Here is an 18853-nt window from a genome sequence, read left to right as displayed (position 1 = left end):
GCTTCGGGGTGGGAAGCGGCCATTACAGCAGCGAGCTGATCACCCCTCCCGCTTGCGGGAGGGGCAGCGAGGCTTGCCAGCTTGCTGGCTAGCCGCAGCGGGGAGGGTATCGCACCGTCACAGGCCCTCCCCCGACCCCTCCCGCAAGCGGGAGGGGAGAAGAAGGTCCGCTAGCGGTCGGTTGCGCCCTTATAGCTCCCCGCCCAGCGCCCCATATTTCGCCTCGAACCCGGCTTTGTCGCCGCGCGCGAGATAGCCTGCCTGATCGACGATATTGTCGCGTGCGATGCGGCCCTGGAAGGTGCCGAGCTGCGGATCGATCCGCGCGATGTCGGCGTCGGTCCAGTCGGCGATCTGCCGGAAGCTGCTGACGCCGAGGCCGTTCAGCAGCACGGCGAGCTTGGGGCCGACGCCCTTCAGCAGTTGCAGATTGTCGGGGCCGGTTTTGGGCTTTGCCGGAGCGGGCTTCGCAGCGGGTGGCGGCGGAACGGTCGGTTCTTCGGGGATGGCAGCAACTGCCTTGGCGGGCGCCGGTTTGGCGGCCTTTTTGGCGGCGGGCTTGGTTGCCGTCTTTGTCGCGGGCTTTGCGGCGGGCTTCGCCGCCGGTTCCTTGGCTGTGGTTTTCTTCGCGGCAGGCTTCGCTGCGGCTTTTGGCTTCGCAGCAGGTTTGGGCGCCGGGGGCTGGGCCTTGGCAACCGGCTCAGCGACGGGTGCGGGCTTTGGAGCTGGTGCAGGCTCGGGGGCCGACGGAGCGGCCTTGGCGACCGGTTCAGGGGCGGGAGGCGGAGCCGCCGGCGCGACGGGCTGGGGCTTCGGTTCGATCGGTTTGAAGCGTGCGGGCTCGGCGGCGATGATTTCGGGCTTCACCGGTTCGAGCGGCTTCGCGGGCTTCGCCGGTTCGACGACGGTCGGTGCGATGTCTTCGGGTTTCGCGCGTCCGAACAGCCACCACAGCAGCACGACGGCAATGACGAGGCCGACGACCGCGATAATCCAGTTTTCCTGAAGCCAAATCATGATCTTCTCCCAATGTTGCGGATAGCCTATTCGGCCGTACGGACTTGGTCGACCTATATTTATTCGTCATTCCCGCGAAAGCGGGAACGCAGTTGCAACGTCGGCTCGCTGGGTTACCGCTTTCGCGGGAATGACGAGGTCAGTGTTCACTTCGCTTCGCGCGCGACCTCGCGCCAGCCGATATCGCGGCGGCAGAAGCCGGTCTTGAAATCGAGCTTGTCGACGGCGGCATAGGCGTGCGCCTGCGCCTCGGTCACGGTGCGCCCCGTCGCGGTGACGCCCAGCACGCGCCCGCCCGCCGCGACGATCTGGCCGCCCTCGCGCGCGGTGCCGGCGTGGAAGACGCGCCCGCCGCCCGCTTCGGCGTCGGCGATGCCGTGGATCGCGCCGCCCTTTTCGGGGGTGGCGGGGTAGCCGTTCGCCGCCATCACGACGGTCAGCGCATAATCGCTGGCGAAGGCGGGCGGGGCGGCGCCCGCGAGCGCGCCGGTCGACGCGGCGTAAAGCAGCGCGGCGAGGTCGCCGACGTAGCGCATCATCAGCACCTGGCATTCGGGATCGCCGAAGCGGGCGTTATATTCGATCAGCTTGGGGCCTTCGGTGGTGAGCATGAGGCCCGCGAACAGCACGCCAACATAGGGCGTGCCCTCGGCGGCGAGCGTCGCCACGGTCGGCCGGATGATGCGATCCATCACCTGGGCTTCGAGATCGGGGGTGAGCACGGGGGCGGGGCTGTACGCGCCCATGCCGCCGGTGTTCGGCCCGACGTCGCCGTCGCCGACGCGCTTGTGATCCTGCGCGCTGCCGAACGCCATCACGTCGGTGCCGTCGGAGAGCGCGAAGAAGCTCGCCTCCTCGCCGGTCATGAATTCCTCGATCACCACCTCGGCGCCCGCGCCGCCGAACGCGCCGTCGAACATGTCGTCGATCGCGGCTTGTGCTTCTTCGATTGTTTCGGCGATGATCACGCCCTTGCCCGCGGCGAGGCCGTCGGCCTTGATTACGACGGGAATCGAAAAGCCTTCGAGCACGGCGCGCGCTTCGTCGGCGGAGGTGCAGCGGACATAGGCAGCGGTCGGGATTGAAGCGCGGGCGCAGAGATCCTTGGTGAAGCCCTTCGACCCTTCGAGCCGCGCCGCGGCGGCGCCGGGGCCGAAGACCGCGACGCCCAGGTCGCGCAGCCGGTCGGCGAGGCCCGCGACGAGCGGGGCTTCGGGGCCGACGACGACGAAATCGATCGTATGCGCCTTTACGAAGGCGATCAGGCCATCGAGATCGTCGGCGGCGATCGCGACACATTCGGCGTGCGCCTCGATCCCCGGATTGCCCGGTGCGGCATAGAGCTTGGCGCAGCTTGGCGATTGTGCCAACTGCCAGCTGAGCGCATGTTCGCGGCCCCCCGATCCGACCAGCAGGATATTCATGTCAGTCCCTTTTCCCGATACGGCGTCCGACGATGGCACCGAAGCGCGGCTGTTAGCCGAGGCGGCGCCCGGCGACAATGCACCGGCGCTGTCGGTCAGCCAGTTATCGGCGGCGATCAAGCGCACCGTCGAGGATGGCTTCGCGCGCGTGCGCGTGCGGGGTGAATTGTCGGGGACGAAACGCGCCGCGTCGGGGCATTTTTATGCGGCGCTGAAGGACGATAATGCGCTGATCGACATGGTGATGTGGAAGGGGCAGGCGGCGCGCCTCGCGTTCCGGCCCGAGGACGGGATCGAGGTGATCGCGACGGGGAAGCTCACCACCTATCCGGGGCGGTCGAAATATCAGCTCGTCGTCGACACGCTCGAGGTCGCGGGCGAGGGCGCGCTGATGCTGCTCTTCGAAAAGCTCAAGGCTCGGCTCGGCGCCGAAGGGCTGTTCGACCGCGAGCGCAAATATGACCGGCTTCCCTATCTGCCGCGCACGATCGGCGTCGTGACCTCGCCGACCGGGGCGGTGATCCGCGATATCCTCCACCGGCTGGCCGATCGCTGCCCGACGCATGTGATCGTGTGGCCGGTGCTGGTGCAGGGCGACGGAGCGGCGGCGCAGGTCGCGAATGCCATCCGCGGCTTCGATGCGATCGCGCCCGGCGGACCGGTGCCGCGTCCTGATCTGGTCATCGTCGCGCGCGGCGGCGGGTCGATCGAGGATCTGTGGGCGTTCAACGAGGAAGTCGTCGTGCGCGCGATCGCCGATTGCCGCATCCCGACGATCAGCGCCGTGGGTCATGAAACCGACGTGACGCTCGCCGATTATGCCGCCGACGTGCGCGCGCCGACCCCGACCGCGGCGGCCGAAATGGCGGTTCCGGTGCGCGCCGAGCTGCAGGCGCAGCTGGCAACGTGGAACGGCCGAATCATCGGGGCGGCGAACCGGCATCAGGCACTGGCGAGCGAGCGGCTGACCGCCCTCGCGCGCCACCTGCCGAAGCGCGACGCGCTCTACGCGCCGCAGCGCCAGCGGCTCGACGATGCCGGCGACCGGCTCGACCGCAGCCAGCGCCACCGGCTGACGGTGATTTCGGAGCGGCTCGCGACGCGTGGGGCCGCGCTGCGTCCCGCGCTGCTCGCGCGGCGCTGGGACCGCGACCGGGCGCTGCTCGAAGGGCTGGGGCGGTTGCTCGACAGCCTCGACCCGCGTGCGCTGTTGTCGCGCGGCTATGCGATGGTGCGCGATGGCGGCGGCGCGATCGTCACGACCGCGGCGAAGGCGCGCGCTGCCGGACATCTGCAGCTGCAGTTCGCCGACGGCGAGGTGCCGGTCGCGGTCGGCGGCGATGGTGCGTCGCCTCCTGCGACGCCGAAGCCGGCGCGCAAGGCGCCGCCCGCGGAGCCCAGGCGGGGGCAGGGCGAGCTCTTCTGAGCATCCGGGGGTGGCTGCGCGGCGCGATACTGTTATAGTTGCGGCCTGACTTGCCCGCTAAATGGATAGAGAATCATGTTGATCGCCAGCCGCAACCGCCTTGCCCGCCTGCAATATGGACCGAACGGGTTTCGCGTCCTTGCGCCCGGCGACCATGTGCTGTGCGCGGTGAGCGGCGCGCCGATCGGGCTCGACGAGCTGCGCTATTGGTCGGTCGCGCGGCAGGAGCCCTATGCCAGTGCCGAGATATCGGTGCAGGCCGAACTGGACGCCGCGCGCAAGGCATGAGGATCGGGGCCGACGGGCTGCGGTGCGGGGCGGCGTTGGGGCTCCTGATCGTTGCCGCGGGTTGTGTTCCGGCGGCCGAGACCGAAACCAGGCCCGCGCCGCGGCCTGCCGTTCAGCCCGTCGCCACCCCGCCATCCCCGCCCGCGCCGCCGCGCGCGCCGGTGCGCGCAGACTTCACGCTCGCCGGGCTCGCCGAACAGGGCGCGGCGATGGTCGGGCAGGCGCCAAGCGACACACGTGCGCTCACCCTCGACGGCAAGGCGGTCCCGCTCGCCAGCGACGGCCGCTTCCTGATCGCGTTCGACCGCGATGCCGGGACAAGCGCGCGGCTGGTTGCGACGCTGACCGGCGGGCGCGAGGTCCAGCGCGTCATCGCGGTCGCGGCGGGCCGTTGGCGGCTCGAACATATCAATGCGCCTTATCGCGGCAGCGCGTCGAGCGACGCCGATTTCGAACGCCGTCGCCCCGCCGAACTCGCGCAGATCGCGGCGGCGCGGAACATGCAGGTCGATTCGGACGGCTGGCGGCAGACGTTCCGCTGGCCGGTGACGGGGCGCCTGTCGGGTTTTTTCGGGTCGCAGCGTGTCTATCAGGGCAAGCCGGGCAGCTATCACAGCGGCACCGACGTCGCGGTGCCGGCCGGAACGCCGTTCGTCGCGCCCGCCGACGGTGTGGTCGTGCTCGCCGCGAGCGCCCCCTTCACGCTCGAGGGCAATCTGCTGATCGTCGATCATGGCATGGGGCTGTCGAGCGCCTTCCTCCATTGTCAGCGGCTCGATGTCAGGGTCGGCGACCGGGTCGTGCAGGGGCAGCGGCTGGGCACGGTGGGGCGAACCGGGCGCGCGACGGGGCCGCATATGCACTGGGGGCTGAAATGGCGTGGCGCGCGGCTCGACCCCGGCAAGCTGGCGGGGCCGATCGGCGGCTGAGCCTGACCGGCTGCCCCGCGAATTCGTAACCAGTGAAACAATATGTCGCGGAATGCCGCGCTGCAGCATATAGTATTTCGCGGATTCCCGCGTTTGTTGCAAATACGTCACAATGGCTCGCGAAACCGCCGATTGCGCCGGGAATTCGCTTTACTCGACATGAACGAAGTTACATCCCGCACGCTATCGGGGCATCTGTGCGCGTCGGCTTTGGCCTGCCGCGGGGGCGTCCGGGTAATTCAATCCACCAGTAGCAAGGGACTGCACTGTGAAGAAAACCCAATATTCCAAGCTGAGGCTAGGCGCTGCGCCGCTCGTATTGAGTGTCGCCCTGGTTTCGGCTCCTGCCTTTGCGCAGGACGCCGCCGAAGAGACTGCCGCGCAGTCGGAAATCGTCGTCACCGGCTCGCTGATCCGTAACCCGAACCTCGAACAGTCGACCCCGGTCAACGTTACGACCTCGGACACGATCGAACTGAAGCAGTCGAACGTCGCTGAAGAAGTTCTGCGCGAAATGCCCGGCGTCGTCCCCAGCATGGGTTCGGCCGTCAACAACGGCAACACCGGCGGTTCGTACGTCGATCTTCGCGGCCTCGGCTCGGTCCGTAACATCGTCCTGTTGAACGGCAACCGCGTCGCTCCGTCGGACGTGAACGGCCGCGTCGACCTTAACAACATCCCGCTGGCCCTGATCGAGCGCGTCGACGCGCTGACCGGCGCCGCCGTGACCACCTATGGTGCCGACGCCATCACCGGCGTGGTGAACTTCGTGACCAAGCGCGATTTCGCGGGTCTGGAAGTCACCGCTTCGAACCAGATCACCGAGCAGGGCGACGGCAACGTCTTCCGCGTCGACGCCACGATCGGTGCGAACTTCGACGATGGCCGCGGTAACGCCGTGCTGAGCATCGGCTATCAGTCGGCCGACGCCGTCTATCAGGGCGACCGCGACTTCTCCTTCTTCCAGGTCGACAGCTACACCGGCGGCAACGGCGGTTCGGGCACCGCGGTTCCGTCGCGCTTCTCGGGCACCCGCCCGCTGAACCCCGATGGTACGATTAACACCAATCCGGCCACTGGCAACGGCGGCGTGCGTCAGATCAACGCCGCAGGCCAGGCCGTTGCGCCGTTCGCATCGTTCAACTTCAACCCGGACAACATCTTCCAGACGCCGTTCGAACGCTATAACATCTATGGCCAGGCGAACTACGAAGTGTCGGACGCGATCGAAGTCTACACGCGCGGCATGTTCTCGAAGAACAAGGTCTCGACGATCATCGCACCGTCGGGCTCGTTCGGCGGCTCGGTGCCGATCAACCTGAACAATCCGTTCCTGCCGACTGCACTGCGCAATCAGTTCTGCGCGTTCGACGTCAATCCGAGCACGTCCGTATACACGCCGCGTTTCACACCTGGCGAGTGCTCCGCAGCAGCGGCCGCAACCGGCCGCGGTGATGCGGCTTATCGCGAGATCGGCTTTAACAACACGTTCGTTCCGTTCGACGTCGATGGGAATGGCTCGATTGGCGACGGCGAAGGTTATTTTAACAACCCGGCCGCAACGCTGAACCGTCGTACGCCGGAAGTCGGTCCGCGCATCAGCGATTATCAGACGACCTTCTTCGATTATCGCGTCGGCGCACGTGGCGGCATCACCGACACGATCGACTGGAACATCGAAGGCGCCTATGGCGAATCGGAGAATATCCAGAGCATCCAGAACTACACGCTGCAGTCGCGTTTCCGTCAGGGATCGCTGGTCAACGGCACGCTCGCCAACCCGGTCTGCCAGGACACGTCGAACGGCTGCGTTCCCGTCAACCTGTTCGGCCCCGAAGGCTCGATCACCCCGGCCGCTGCTGACTTCCTGTCGGAAAACAGCACATCGACCAACCGCACCTCGCTGTCGCAGGTTCGTGCGATCATTTCGGGTGACGTCGGCTTCGCGTCGCCGCTGGCGGTGCAGCCGATCGGCTTCGCTCTCGGTGGCGAATATCGCAAATACACCGCGCAGCAGTCGGCGGATACGCTCGCCAAGACCGCGGGTGAACTCGGCGGTGCTGGCGGTGCGGCTCCGGACATCGACGGCGCGTACGACGTTTACGAAGCTTATGCCGAAATCGTCGCTCCGCTGGTCGAAGACAAGCCGTTCTTCGAAAGCCTGACCCTCGAAGCCGGTATCCGTTATTCGGATTACAGCATCAAGGGCGCCGGTGGCTATGACACCTGGACCTGGAAAGCCGGCGGTAGCTGGGAACCGGGCGCGGGCGTCAAGTTCCGCGGTAACTACAGCCGTGCGGTTCGCGCCCCGAACATCGGCGAATTGTTCACGCCGACCTCGGTCGGCCTGACCAACCTCGCTCTCGACCCCTGCGCGGGCACCGCACCGACGGCCAACGCCAACCTGCGCGCGATCTGTATCGCACAGGGCGCTCCGGTCGGCACGATCGGTTCGATCACCAACCCGACCGCGGCTCAGGCGAACATCACCACCGGTGGTAACCTGAACCTGCAGCCGGAAACGGCGAACACCTGGACGCTCGGTGTGGTCTTCCAGCCCGACTTCCTGCCGCGGTTCAACCTGTCGGTCGACTATTACAACATCAAGATCGACGACGTTCTGGGCGTGCCGCTTCCGGGCGATATCATCGGCGCCTGCTTCGGCGCCGTCACGGCGGCGAGCGCAAGCGACCCCGCCTGTACGTCGATCCGTCGTAACCCGCTCACCGGCGGTCTCGACGGCGATCCGGCGACCACCGCAGGCCTGTTCGGCACGACGAACAACCTCGGCCGCCTGTTCACCGACGGTGTCGACTTGCTGATGAACTACAACGCGGATCTCGGCTTCGCGAGCCTCGACTGGTCGTTCGTCGGTAACTGGACGCGTAGCTCGAAGTTCAACGCGAACGCGGCGGACCCCGACTCGATCAACCGCGAATGCGTCGGCTTCTACAGCGTGAACTGCTCGTTCACGGGTTCGATCCAGCCCGAGTTCCAGTTCTCGAACCGCTTCACGCTCGGCTTCGACAAGGTCGACCTGTCGCTGCTGTGGCGTTGGCAGGACAGCGTCCAGTTCGAACCGCTGCAGCTGCAGAGCGACCTCGACGCGGCTCTGGCCTCGCCGGCTGACTGCCGCGATCCGAACGGTGCCGATCCGGACGGCTGCATGGTCGATCCGGCGTTCCGCAAGATCAAGGCGGCAAACTATTTCGACCTGACGGGCCGCTTCAGCGTCAGCGACAATCTGACCGTGACGATGACGGTGCAGAACCTGCTGAACAAGAAGCCGCCGATCGTCGGCAACTCGATCGGTTCGACCACCTACAACAGCGGTAACACCTACCCGTCGTCGTACGACGCGCTGGGTCGCCGTTACGCTGTGTCGGCAAAGCTGAAGTTCTAGTCACTTCACGCTTCGGCAAGAATTGGGGGCGGGCAGCAATGTCCGCCCCTTTTTCTATGGTGTAAGAGCGCCAGATCGAATGGCGGCTTTGGGGTGGGGAGCGGACGTTGCTTCCTTACGCTTCGTCATCCCGGACTTGATCCGGGATCCCGCTTTTTGAGGCATCGGCTGGCTCCGACCTCAAGCGGGACCCCGGATCAAGTCCGGGGTGACGAGAGTGTTGGAGTCCGCAACCGGTCGTTAGCTACCGAAAGCGCCGGCAAAAGAGATCGACCGCCAACCCGGCGGACGTCAGCGCGTCAGAAGCGGTGCGGGCAGGGCGAGCGGAATGCCGGCCTGATCGGCGACGGCTTCGGCCCATCCGGCGACTTGCGCAATCTCTTCGCCATAGGCGGCTTCGGCCGCGGCCAGATCGCGCTGCCGTTCACCCGTCGCGAAGGGCGCGCCCGATTTGCTGTTGCGGCCGAGCGCGGGGTGATCGGCGATCGCGGTGCGATCACCGGCGAGCCCCAGATGATCCATTGCCGCCGCGATCGCAGCGACGGGGTCCTGTGTCAGCACCTCACTGTCGAGCGAGGCAATCCGGCCCGGCGCCCATGCGAGCAGCGCCGCGAAGGCTTGTTGCTGGGCGAGCCAGCCCACCGCGGCGACCTGCAGATCCGACTGGCGGAAATAGTCGCGCGCTTCGAAACCGAGCTGCACATACCCCTCGGCCAGATAGCTCTCGAGCAGTTCGCGGCACCACAGCCGGCACCACATGCCCTTGCGCGCGACCGAGAGCAGGAAATCGCGCAGCGGGGCGTGGAGCAGGATTGCACGCGCCTGCGGCCGCAGCGTCAACGCGCCGCGCGCGAGCGGATTGAAAATGTTCGACGGCTTGACGATCACCGCCTCGCTTGCGGCGAAGCCGCGACCGAGCAGCGCCAGCGCATCGTCCATCGCCGCGGCATGGTCGCGCGGGCTGGCACCGCGGCGGCGCCAGCCGACCATGTCGTTGAGCAGCACCGGCTCGGACAGGCTGGTCGCGGCCCCGGGCTGGTCGAGCGCCTGCGCGAGCATCGTCGATGCGCAATAGGCCGAATGGAACAGGAAATGGATCGGCGATCGCTGTCCTTCCATCGCTGCGCGGCAATCGGCCCGCCGCAGCACGACGGGCGAATTTTCCTCGCCGAGGTGCAGGTCGGTCAGAAAAGGAACATCGGCGCGCGCGGCGCGATCGACGCGGCGAAAATGAAAGGCATCGTGGCCCGGATCATAACGGTGCGCGAGCCATTCGGCGTCGTCGACAATGGCGGTCACGGAAGGCGCAGCGGTCATCAATCGACCTTGCCGATTGCCCCCGTCGATGGCAAGCATGGGAGGGTCAGGACCTAGCCAGCGTGCGCTCGAGGTTTGAAGCGATTTTGTTCAGGGCAAGGAAGCGGGACGCAGGCATATGAGTATATTCCAAGGCTCGCTGACGCAGCCATGGACAAAATCGGTCAAATCCCGAAGGGACGTCGAAATGGCTTCGATATCGTCTCCGCGCGGCCTTGCAGATGGAACCACCATCGGCGGCGGCCACACGAAGCCGATATCTTCGCCATTTCGAGGCCTCGAGCGCACGCTGGCTAGGTCCTGACCCTTATGACCAGCGCACCTCCGCTCGCCTCAGCCGTTGAGGCCAACCGGCTTGGAATCGCAGCCCTTCAGGGCGGCGATCCCGCGGCCGCCGCCCAACATTTTAGCGTAGCGATCGCGGGTGACCCACAATCGGGGGCCCTGCAGCGCAATCTCGCCTCCGCGTGGCGCGCGCTCGGCGACGACGAGCGCGAACTCGCGGCGCTCGAGGCCGCGCTGGCGATCGATCGGCGCGATCTGATGGCGTGGATTCGCAAGGGCGAGCGGCACGAAGCACGGGGCGACAAGGGCGCCGCGCTCGCGGCATGGAGCGCGGCGATCGCGCTCGGCGGACAGCTCAATCCGGTGCCGCCGCCGCTCGAAGCGCTGCTCGCGCACGGGCAGGTTTTTGTCGCGGCGGCGACCGAGACGATGTTTACTGCGGCATCGGACGCACTCGACGGAATGCGTGGCGACCTGTCGGAAATCGAGGCGCGGCGCGGCGACGCCTTCATCGCGAGCGCGCTCGGCCGCCGCCGCATCTATCAGAATGAGTGCGCGGGCATTTATTACCCCTTCCTGCCCGCCGACGAATTTTTCGATCGCGGCCATTTCCCATGGTTCGCCGAAATCGAGGCGCAAACCGATGCGATCCGTGCCGAGCTGCAGGCATTGCTCGACGATCCGGGCGAGTCGCTGCGGCCCTATGTGAAGATGGACCCAGGGACGCCCGAATCGATCTGGTCGGGGCTCGACAACCGGCTCGACTGGGGGGCTTGCTTCCTGTGGGAATATGGCGAGCCCAACCAGGCGGTGCTCGATCGCTGCCCCGCGACGGCGGCTGCGCTCGCCGGTATCCCGGGGGCGCGCATCGCGGGGCGCGCACCGAGCGCTTTTTTCTCGATGCTGAAACCGCATACGCGCATCCCGCCGCACACCGGCGTCACCAATACCCGCGCGATCGTCCATCTGCCGCTGATCGTCCCGCCGGGCTGCGGGTTTCGCGTCGGCGGTGAAACCCGGGAATGGAAGGAAGGCACGGCGTTCGCCTTCGACGACACGATCGAGCATGAGGCGTGGAACGACAGCGACGATTTGCGTGCGGTGCTGATCTTCGACGTCTGGAATCCGCATCTGACGAGCAGCGAACATGAACTGCTGCGGCGTTATTTCGCATCGGCCGACGGATCGGGTTATGCGGTCCCGCGCTGACCGCGCGCCGGACTGTCCTTCCTTTGCGAAATTCAGCTTTGCGAAAGCCCGTGCGACCAATATGATGCGCCATCGAGGCTGCGGGCGGGGGTCCGCGGTAGGAGGATTGCCATGAAGACCAGCTTGTCCGCTTTTGTCGCGGCCGCCCTGATCGCCGCACCCGCGGCCTTTGCTGCCGAAGCGACGCCCGCCGATCGCGCACCGCCGGAAAAGGCACCTTCGGCGATGACGCCGACCGAGATCAAGGCGTATAATGAAGGGCTGCCGCAGACCCATCCCTATTATATCAAATGCCGCAAATCGGTCGAAATCGGCTCGCTGGTGAAGAAGAACCGCGTCTGCCACACCAATGAGCAATGGAAGGTCGCGCTTGAGAAGGGCAGCACCAGCGCGCGCGAAACCGCCGAAGCAATGCAGAGCAAGGCCGGCAACAGCTCCAACTGAACGCTGCCTGGAACCCTTTATGGGAGGATCGGATGCGTAAGATCGCGAGTTTGGGAATTCTTATAGCCCTGTCGGCGGCTTCGGCCGCGGTTGCGAGCGAGACCGAAGCACCCTTCGCGCGCGTACCGTCGGAAATGACGGGCGAGGAGATCGACGCCTATAATATGGGGCGCGCCGCGAATGCTCCCGACTATATCCGCTGCCGCCGCATCGAGCAGATCGGCTCGCTGGTGAAGAAGCTGCGCGTCTGCAACACCAATGCCGAATGGCGGCGCATCACCGACAAGGGCAATCAGGATGCGCGCGATACGCTGGAAGCCGTTTCGCGCAGTTTCAACAACGGACAGGAACCGCGCGATCAGGCGGAGCCGCTGATCGGCCGACCGCGATAGGGAAAGGGCGGCATTTCTGCCGCCCTTTTGTTTATGCCGGCGCGAGTTTCAGCGCCCCGTCGCCTTCGTCGACCTTGATCGCCTGTCCGTCCTTGACCTCGCCCTTCAGGATCAGGTCGGCGAGCGGGTCCTGCAGATATTTCTGCACCGCGCGCTTCAGCGGCCTCGCGCCATACACCGGATCATAACCGACGCGGCCGAGCCACGCACGCGCGGCATCGGTCAGGTCTAGCGTGACTTTGCGATCGGCGAGCAGCTTCTGGACGCGCGCGACCTGGATATCGACGATGCCGCCCATATGCTGCTGCGCGAGGCGGTTGAAGAGCACGATCTCGTCGAGCCGGTTCAGGAACTCGGGCCGGAAATGTGCGCGCACGACCTCCATGACGGCGGGTTCGGCCTGTTCGACCGGCGCGTCGTCGGGGAGCGCCGCGATCGCCTGGCTGCCGAGGTTCGAGGTCAGGATGATCAGCGTGTTGGTGAAATCGACCGTGCGGCCCTGCCCGTCGGTCAGGCGCCCGTCGTCGAGCACCTGGAGCAGGATGTTGAACACGTCGGGGTGCGCTTTCTCGACCTCGTCGAACAATACGACCTGATAGGGCCGGCGGCGCACCGCCTCGGTGAGCGTGCCGCCCTCTTCATAACCGACATAGCCCGGGGGCGCACCGACGAGCCGCGCGACGCTGTGCTTTTCCATGAATTCGGACATGTCGATGCGGACCATCGCATTGTCGTCGTCGAACAGGAAACGCGCGAGCGCCTTGGTGAGTTCGGTCTTGCCGACCCCCGTGGGGCCGAGAAAGAGGAAGCTGCCGAGCGGGCGGTTCGGATCCTGAAGCCCGGCGCGCGCGCGGCGGACAGCGGTCGACACCGCGCGGACGGCTTCGTCCTGCCCGATGACGCGCTGTTCGAGCGTGCTCTCCATGCCAAGCAATTTCTCGCGCTCGCCTTCCATCATCCGGTCGACGGGAATGCCGGTCCATTTGCTGACCACCGCGGCGATATCGTCGGCGGTGACTTCCTCGCGCAGCATTGCGTTGCCCGCGGCGGCTTCGGCGTCGGCGAGCCTCTTTTCGAGGCCGGGGATGGTGCCGTAGCTGAGCTCGCCCGCCTTCGCGAGATCGCCCGCGCGCTGCGCCTGGTCGAGCGCCGAACGCGCGGCGTCGAGCTCTTCCTTGATCTTCGCCTCGGCGTGGATCTTGTCTTTTTCGGCCTGCCATTTCTGGGTGAGGCCCGCCGACTGCTGCTCGAGGTTCGCAAGCTCGGCCTGCAGGCTTGCGAGCCGGTCCTTCGACGCGGCGTCGGTTTCCTTCGAAAGCGCCGATTCCTCGATCTTCATCTGGATGATGCGGCGGTCGAGCGTCTCGATTTCCTCGGGCTTCGATTCGACCTCCATCCGGATGCGGCTCGCGGCCTCGTCCATCAGGTCGATCGCCTTGTCGGGCAGGAAGCGGTCCGAGATATAGCGGTTCGACAAGGTCGCGGCGGCAACGATCGCGCCGTCGGTGATGCGCACCCCGTGGTGCAGCTCGTATTTTTCCTTGAGGCCGCGGAGGATCGAGATCGAATCCTCGACCGTCGGCTCGCCGACGAACACCGGCTGGAACCGCCGCTGGAGCGCGGGGTCCTTTTCGACATGCTTGCGATATTCGTCGAGCGTCGTCGCGCCGATGCAGTGAAGTTCGCCGCGCGCGAGCGCGGGCTTGAGCAGGTTCGACGCGTCCATCGCGCCCTCGCCCTTGCCGGCGCCGACGAGCGTGTGCATCTCGTCGATGAACAGGATGATCTCGCCCTCGGCCGCCTTCACATCGTCGAGCACGCCCTTGAGGCGCTCCTCGAACTCGCCGCGATATTTGGCGCCCGCGATCAGCGCGCCCATGTCGAGCGAGAGGAGGCGGCGGTCCTTCAAACTGTCGGGGACGTCGCCGTTGGTGATGCGCAGCGCAAGGCCCTCGGCGATCGCGGTCTTGCCGACGCCGGGTTCGCCGATCAGCACCGGGTTGTTCTTGGTGCGGCGGGCCAGGATCTGGATCGTGCGGCGGATTTCCTCGTCGCGGCCGATCACGGGGTCGAGCTTGCCCTCGCGTGCGACTTCGGTGAGGTCGCGGGCGAATTTCTTGAGCGCTTCGTAGCGGTCTTCGCTGCTCGCGGTGTCGGCCGATCGGCCGCCGCGCAATTCGTTGATCGCAGCGTTGAGCGCGTCGGCCTTCACGCCGGCATCGGCGAACGCCTTGCCGACCGGGGTAGTGGCCGAAAGCACCATCGCGAGGAGGAGCCGTTCGACGGTGACATAGCCGTCACCCGCCTTGGTCGCCACTTGCTCCGCCTGATCGAGCAGGCGGACCGCGTCATTATCGAGCCCCGGCGTTTGCTGCGCGCCCGATCCCGACACGGCGGGGACCTTGGCAAGCAGCGCGTCGATGCCGGCGACCGCGCGTTTTGCGTCGCCGCCGCTCTTCGCGATCAGGCCCGCGGCCATGCCTTCATTGTCTTCGAGCAGCGCCTTGGCGATATGCTCGGGCGAGATCCGCTGGTGGTTCATGCGGATCGCGATCGTCTGCGCCGCCTGCAGGAAGCCTTTGGCGCGGTCGGTAAATTTTTCGAGGTTCATTCAGAAAGCCCCTTTCTTGCCGAGCAAGATAGTGTTGCTATTTGGCAACACAAGGGGCTTGCTACCAGTTCCGTTCGCATCGAGCGAAGTCGCGATGCCCATCGTGGCACACGCCTTCACGGTGTCTCGACTTCGCTCGACACGAACGGGAATGAGGGCGTCACTCCCCGCTACGCGCAAGCTGGTCGAGCAGCCGCACGCCGAAGCCCGTCATTCCCTTGGGGACGAGCGAGGTCGCCTTTTCGGAGCGGTTGACCCCGGCGATGTCGAGATGCGCCCACGGCGTCGCCTCGTCGACGAAGAAGCCGATGAAATGCGCGCCGAGGCTCGCGCCCGGTCCCTGCCCGGTCGCGGAGTTGCGGATGTCGGCGATGTCGGACTTCATCCGCTCGGCATAATCCTTGTGGAGCGGCAGGCGCCACAATTCCTCGCCGCTCGCGGTGCCGGCGGCGATCAGGCGCGCCGCGAGCGCTTCGTCGCGCGCGAAGAGACCCGCATAGCTGTTGTCTAGCGCACCGACGACCGCGCCGGTGAGCGTCGCGATGTTGACGATCGCCTTGGGCCGATAGGCTTTGGCGACATATTCATTGGCATCGGCAAGGACGAGGCGCCCTTCGGCGTCGGCGTTGACCATCTCGATCGTCTTGCCCGACATGGTGCGGGTCACGTCGCCCGGACGCTGCGCATTGCCGTCGGGCATATTCTCGGCGAGCGCCGCGACGCCGACGACATGCACCGGTGCGCGCGATTTGGCGAGCGAGACAACCGCGCCCATCACCGATGCGGCGCCCGACATATCGCCCTTCATATTGCCCATTCCGGCGCCGGGTTTCAGCGACAGGCCGCCCGAATCGAAGGTGATGCCCTTGCCGACGAAGGCCGTCGGCGCGTCGGGCGAACCGGCGCCGCGATAGCGGATAAGCAGCAGCCGCGACCCGCGCGGGCTGCCCTGGCCGACGCCGACGAGCGTTCCCATGCCGAGTTTGCGCATCGCGGCTTCGTCGAGCACCTCGATGCTGACGCCCGGCGTGCCCGCCAGCGTTTCGCGCACGCGCGCGACGAAGCTTTCGGGATAGATGACGTTCGCGGGCTCGTTGGCGAGATCGCGCGACAGGCGCACGCCTTCGACGAGTGGTTTCCAGCGATTGGCGAAAGCGGTTTCGGCGCCCGACGGATTGGCGCCGACAAACGTCACCGCGCCCGTCGGCGGCGCCTTTTTGTCGACGGTCTTGTAACGGTCGAAGCGATATTGGCCGAGCGCGAAGCCATAGGCGACATCGGCGGCCGAAACGTCGCCGAAGGCACCCGCGATCGCCACCGGCTGGGCGTCGCTCTTGAGTTCCTGCGCGGCCTTGCCGCCCGCTTCGGCGAGCGCGAGCGAAGAGGGGGCGGCACCCGCGCCGACGAGCAGGATGCGCGGATACGCGCCGATACCGCGCAGCGACAATGTCGTGCCCGCCTTACCGTCGAAGCTCGCTGCAGCGATCGCGGCGGTGATCGCCGCGCGCTCGGCAGCGCCCAGCGCGATTCCGTCGAGCGGCGGCAGGGCGGCGTCGGTCATCACGATGACGAGCGCAGCGCCTGCCGGAGCGTTGGGTGCAAAGCCGATCGCGCGCTCGGCACTATTGCCGACGGTTGCCGGAACGACGCCCGATCCGGCGGTAGTCTGCGCCATCGCGGCGGGCGCGAGGGTGAGCGACAGGCAAGCGGAAAGGAGCAGGCTTTTCATGCGCATGGTTCGATAATCCCCGTTGTTCAATGACCTGACCCATGCATAGCGGCACACCGCTTGCCCGCAAATCCGGCTCGACGAACGACAGTCGCTTGCCATCGGACGACATGGCCGCCACAGATGCGCCGGACCAGGTGCGAAGAGGACCAGAGATGCTGCGACGGATTTTGCTGGGATTCCTGCTGCTGCTGGTGCTCACCGCCGCCTCGCTCGCGCTCTGGGAGCCGCTGACCGCCGAAGCGCCCGCCGCGCCCGCCTTCAAGCCCACCGACGTTCGGATTGCGCGCGACAAATTCGGTGTGCCGCATATCTTCGGCAAGACCGACGCCGACGTCGCTTATGGCGTTGCCTACGCGCACGCCGAGGATGATTTCTCGACCTTGCAGGAAGTGCTTGCGATGACGCGCGGCCGCGCGGGCGCGATGCTGGGCGAGGATGGCGCGAAGATCGATTATGCCGAGGCACTGCTCGGCGTCCGCGCGACCACCGCGCGCGACTGGCCGCGGCTGCCCGCCGATGTGCGGGCATTGTTCACCGCCTATGCCGCGGGACTCAATCATTATGCAGAGAAGCATCCCGGCGAGGTGCGCCTGTCGGGGCTGTTCCCCGCGACCGGCGAGGATGTTGTCGCGGGTTTCGTGCTGCGCTCGCCCTTTTTCTTCGGGCTCGATTCGGTGCTGGGGTCGCTCGTCGAAGGCAAGGAGATCGGGCGCGAGGGCGGGCCGGCACTCGATGCGACGGGCAAGCTGGTCCCGCGCGAACTGACCCCGGTCGGCACCGATCCCGCCGACAATGGATCGAACGGCATGGCGGTTGCGCCGGCGCGCTCGACCGACGGCGCGACGCGGCTCGTATCGAACTCGCACCAGCCGTGGACCGGCGGCGTCGCCTGGTACGAATTGGTCGTCCATTCGGAGGAAGGCTGGGATTTCGCCGGCGCGAACTTCCCCGGGTCGCCCTATCCGTTCCTCGGCCATAATAAATATCTCGGCTGGACGAATACGGTGAACCGGCCCGATCTGATCGACGTCTACAAGCTGACCCTCGACGACAGCGGCGAAAATTATCACTTCGACGGCCAATGGCGGCCGCTCGAAAAGAAGCGCATCTGGCTGAAGGTCAAAGTCGGCCCGTTCGTGCTGCCGATCCCGCGCACCACCTGGCGCTCGGTCCACGGGCCGGTGGTGAAGAATGAAAAAGGCGCGTTCGCGATCCGCTATGCGGGGATCGATCAGGCGAATATGGTCACCCAATATTACCGGCTCAACAAGGCGAAGAGCTTCGCCGAGTGGCGCGCCGCGATGGCGGGGCAGGGCGTGCCCGCGACCAATTTCATCTACGCCGATGCCAAGGGCAATATCGGGCTCTTCTACAATGCGATGTTCCCCGACCGCCAGCCGGGCTTCAACTGGCGCGGCGTGCTGCCCGGTGACACGTCGGCGGATCTGTGGACGCAGACGCTGCCGTTCGACCGCGTGCCGGCGCTGGTCAATCCGCGCTCGGGCTATGTGATGAACGCGAACAACACGCCGTGGGTCGCGGCGGGGCCGGGCGACGAACTCGACGCGGCGGCCTTTTCGCCACTGCTCGGCATCGAGGACGATATGACCAACCGCGCGACGCGGCTGATCGAGCTGTTCGAGGCGTCGGGGCAGATCGACGAGGCGCGGCTGAAGGCGATCAAATATGACACCGCCTATGCCAAGACGGGCTATGCGAAGGCGTGGATGAACCGCGTGCTCGCGCTCGACACGAAAGGCGACCCGGCGCTTCGCGAGGCCCAGAACCTGCTCCGCCGCTGGGACTGGAACCTCGACGGCAGGGGGAAAGGCGACGCGCTGGCGCTGATGGTGCTGCGCCCCGCGAACGGCAGCCATTACCAGCGCCGCGCCGCGCCCGATCCGCGCACGATATTGAAAGAGACGGTCGCGCATCTGCAGGATCATTTCGGCGGACTCGATCCGAAGCTCGGGACCGTATTGCGCCTCCGGCATGGCGAGGGAGCGAACCGCGTCGACCTGCCGCTCGATGGAGGCAACGACACCGTGCGCGCGTCGACCTTGTGGGACGCCGAACCCGACGGGCGGTTGAAGGTGCGCCACGGCGACAGCTTCATCATGTTCGTGACGTGGGATGCTGAGGGCCGGGTGCGGTCCGAATCGATCCAGCCCTTCGGGTCGGCGACGACACGGCCGGGCAGCCCGCATTACAACGACCAGGCGCCGCTGTTCGTGGCGCACAAGCTCAAGCCCGTGCTGTTCGATCCGGCGGCGCTGAAAGCGAGCGGGGCGCGCTTCTATCGACCTTGAAAGCCCGATGCTGCTGTCCTAAACCATTGATACAGTGCCGTCCGGCATCCGGTCGCACGCGGGCATA

13 protein-coding genes are annotated in these 18853 nt (G+C 66.4%); 8 read left to right on the top strand and 5 right to left on the bottom strand.

All coding sequences use genetic code 11. From position 1 onward, the window contains the following. Window positions 1-189: 189 nt before the first annotated feature. Window positions 190-1017: a hypothetical protein gene (locus J2X38_RS17145; protein WP_310255772.1), complete on the bottom strand. Its 828-nt coding sequence runs from the start codon at window positions 1015-1017 to the stop codon at window positions 190-192. A 146-nt stretch (window positions 1018-1163) separates the two neighbouring features. Continuing rightward, window positions 1164-2441 (bottom strand): phosphoribosylamine--glycine ligase, encoded by a 1278-nt coding sequence (purD, locus tag J2X38_RS17140; RefSeq protein WP_310255770.1) that lies wholly within the window; start codon window positions 2439-2441, stop codon window positions 1164-1166. Here purD and xseA point away from each other — a divergent pair. From xseA to J2X38_RS17120, 4 genes are all read left to right on the top strand, one after another. Continuing rightward, window positions 2440-3867: an exodeoxyribonuclease VII large subunit gene (gene xseA, locus J2X38_RS17135; protein WP_310255768.1), complete on the top strand. Its 1428-nt coding sequence runs from the start codon at window positions 2440-2442 to the stop codon at window positions 3865-3867. The two genes, purD and xseA, sit on opposite strands and share 2 nt — an antisense overlap. Window positions 3868-3942: 75 nt before the next feature. Beyond that, on the top strand, window positions 3943-4155 hold the full coding sequence (locus tag J2X38_RS17130) for a DUF2093 domain-containing protein (protein WP_037516223.1): 213 nt from the start codon (window positions 3943-3945) through the stop codon (window positions 4153-4155). After that, a complete protein-coding gene (locus J2X38_RS17125) occupies window positions 4152-5084 on the top strand; it encodes a M23 family metallopeptidase (RefSeq protein ID WP_310255766.1) in 933 nt (310 codons plus the stop codon). The genes J2X38_RS17130 and J2X38_RS17125 overlap by 4 nt, the downstream gene beginning before the upstream one ends. 268 nt (window positions 5085-5352) lie before the next feature. Then, window positions 5353-8487 (top strand): TonB-dependent receptor domain-containing protein, encoded by a 3135-nt coding sequence (locus tag J2X38_RS17120; RefSeq protein ID WP_310255764.1) that lies wholly within the window; start codon window positions 5353-5355, stop codon window positions 8485-8487. Between the two features lie 291 nt (window positions 8488-8778). Here J2X38_RS17120 and J2X38_RS17115 read toward each other — a convergent pair whose 3' ends face one another. Continuing rightward, entirely contained in the window at window positions 8779-9804 is a 1026-nt protein-coding gene (locus tag J2X38_RS17115; RefSeq protein ID WP_310255762.1) for a hypothetical protein, read from the bottom strand. Window positions 9805-10113: 309 nt separating this feature from the next. Between J2X38_RS17115 and J2X38_RS17110 the strand changes: the two genes are divergently transcribed. From J2X38_RS17110 to J2X38_RS17100, 3 genes are all read left to right on the top strand, one after another. Next, window positions 10114-11298 carry an aspartyl/asparaginyl beta-hydroxylase domain-containing protein gene (locus J2X38_RS17110; RefSeq protein ID WP_310255760.1) on the top strand — a complete coding sequence of 395 codons (1185 nt, stop codon included), beginning with the start codon at window positions 10114-10116 and terminating at the stop codon, window positions 11296-11298. A 111-nt stretch (window positions 11299-11409) separates the two neighbouring features. After that, on the top strand, window positions 11410-11742 hold the full coding sequence (locus tag J2X38_RS17105; protein ID WP_058537454.1) for a hypothetical protein: 333 nt from the start codon (window positions 11410-11412) through the stop codon (window positions 11740-11742). Between the two features lie 32 nt (window positions 11743-11774). Continuing rightward, complete coding sequence (locus J2X38_RS17100) at window positions 11775-12134, top strand: hypothetical protein (protein WP_310255758.1); 360 nt, start codon at window positions 11775-11777, stop codon at window positions 12132-12134. A 31-nt stretch (window positions 12135-12165) separates the two neighbouring features. On the opposite strand, the gene clpB is transcribed toward J2X38_RS17100, so the two are convergent. Beyond that, window positions 12166-14745: an ATP-dependent chaperone ClpB gene (gene clpB / locus J2X38_RS17095; protein ID WP_310255756.1), complete on the bottom strand. Its 2580-nt coding sequence runs from the start codon at window positions 14743-14745 to the stop codon at window positions 12166-12168. 160 nt (window positions 14746-14905) lie between these two features. Then, window positions 14906-16474 carry a leucyl aminopeptidase gene (locus J2X38_RS17090; protein WP_310255754.1) on the bottom strand — a complete coding sequence of 523 codons (1569 nt, stop codon included), beginning with the start codon at window positions 16472-16474 and terminating at the stop codon, window positions 14906-14908. 155 nt (window positions 16475-16629) lie between these two features. Here J2X38_RS17090 and J2X38_RS17085 point away from each other — a divergent pair, with 155 nt between their 5' ends. Next, on the top strand, window positions 16630-18786 hold the full coding sequence (locus tag J2X38_RS17085) for an acylase (RefSeq protein ID WP_310255752.1): 2157 nt from the start codon (window positions 16630-16632) through the stop codon (window positions 18784-18786). Window positions 18787-18853: the final 67 nt, after the last annotated feature.

Source organism: Sphingopyxis sp. BE235, from assembly GCF_031457175.1.
In the GTDB taxonomy this organism is placed as follows: Bacteria; Pseudomonadota; Alphaproteobacteria; order Sphingomonadales; family Sphingomonadaceae; genus Sphingopyxis.
This window is presented reverse-complemented; position numbering and strand designations above follow the sequence as displayed.

What these genes read in the sequence shown, in the direction of transcription:
- xseA (WP_310255768.1), top strand. Translation starts at nt 2,440, where the DNA reads ATGTCAGTCCCTTTTCCCGATACGGCGTCCGACGATGGCACCGAAGCG.
- purD (WP_310255770.1), bottom strand. Translation starts at nt 2,441, where the DNA reads ATGAATATCCTGCTGGTCGGATCGGGGGGCCGCGAACATGCGCTCAGC.
- J2X38_RS17145 (WP_310255772.1), bottom strand. Translation starts at nt 1,017, where the DNA reads ATGATTTGGCTTCAGGAAAACTGGATTATCGCGGTCGTCGGCCTCGTC.
- J2X38_RS17090 (WP_310255754.1), bottom strand. Translation starts at nt 16,474, where the DNA reads ATGAAAAGCCTGCTCCTTTCCGCTTGCCTGTCGCTCACCCTCGCGCCC.
- J2X38_RS17110 (WP_310255760.1), top strand. Translation starts at nt 10,114, where the DNA reads ATGACCAGCGCACCTCCGCTCGCCTCAGCCGTTGAGGCCAACCGGCTT.
- J2X38_RS17085 (WP_310255752.1), top strand. Translation starts at nt 16,630, where the DNA reads ATGCTGCGACGGATTTTGCTGGGATTCCTGCTGCTGCTGGTGCTCACC.
- J2X38_RS17100 (WP_310255758.1), top strand. Translation starts at nt 11,775, where the DNA reads ATGCGTAAGATCGCGAGTTTGGGAATTCTTATAGCCCTGTCGGCGGCT.
- J2X38_RS17115 (WP_310255762.1), bottom strand. Translation starts at nt 9,804, where the DNA reads ATGACCGCTGCGCCTTCCGTGACCGCCATTGTCGACGACGCCGAATGG.
- J2X38_RS17130 (WP_037516223.1), top strand. Translation starts at nt 3,943, where the DNA reads ATGTTGATCGCCAGCCGCAACCGCCTTGCCCGCCTGCAATATGGACCG.
- J2X38_RS17105 (WP_058537454.1), top strand. Translation starts at nt 11,410, where the DNA reads ATGAAGACCAGCTTGTCCGCTTTTGTCGCGGCCGCCCTGATCGCCGCA.
- clpB (WP_310255756.1), bottom strand. Translation starts at nt 14,745, where the DNA reads ATGAACCTCGAAAAATTTACCGACCGCGCCAAAGGCTTCCTGCAGGCG.
- J2X38_RS17125 (WP_310255766.1), top strand. Translation starts at nt 4,152, where the DNA reads ATGAGGATCGGGGCCGACGGGCTGCGGTGCGGGGCGGCGTTGGGGCTC.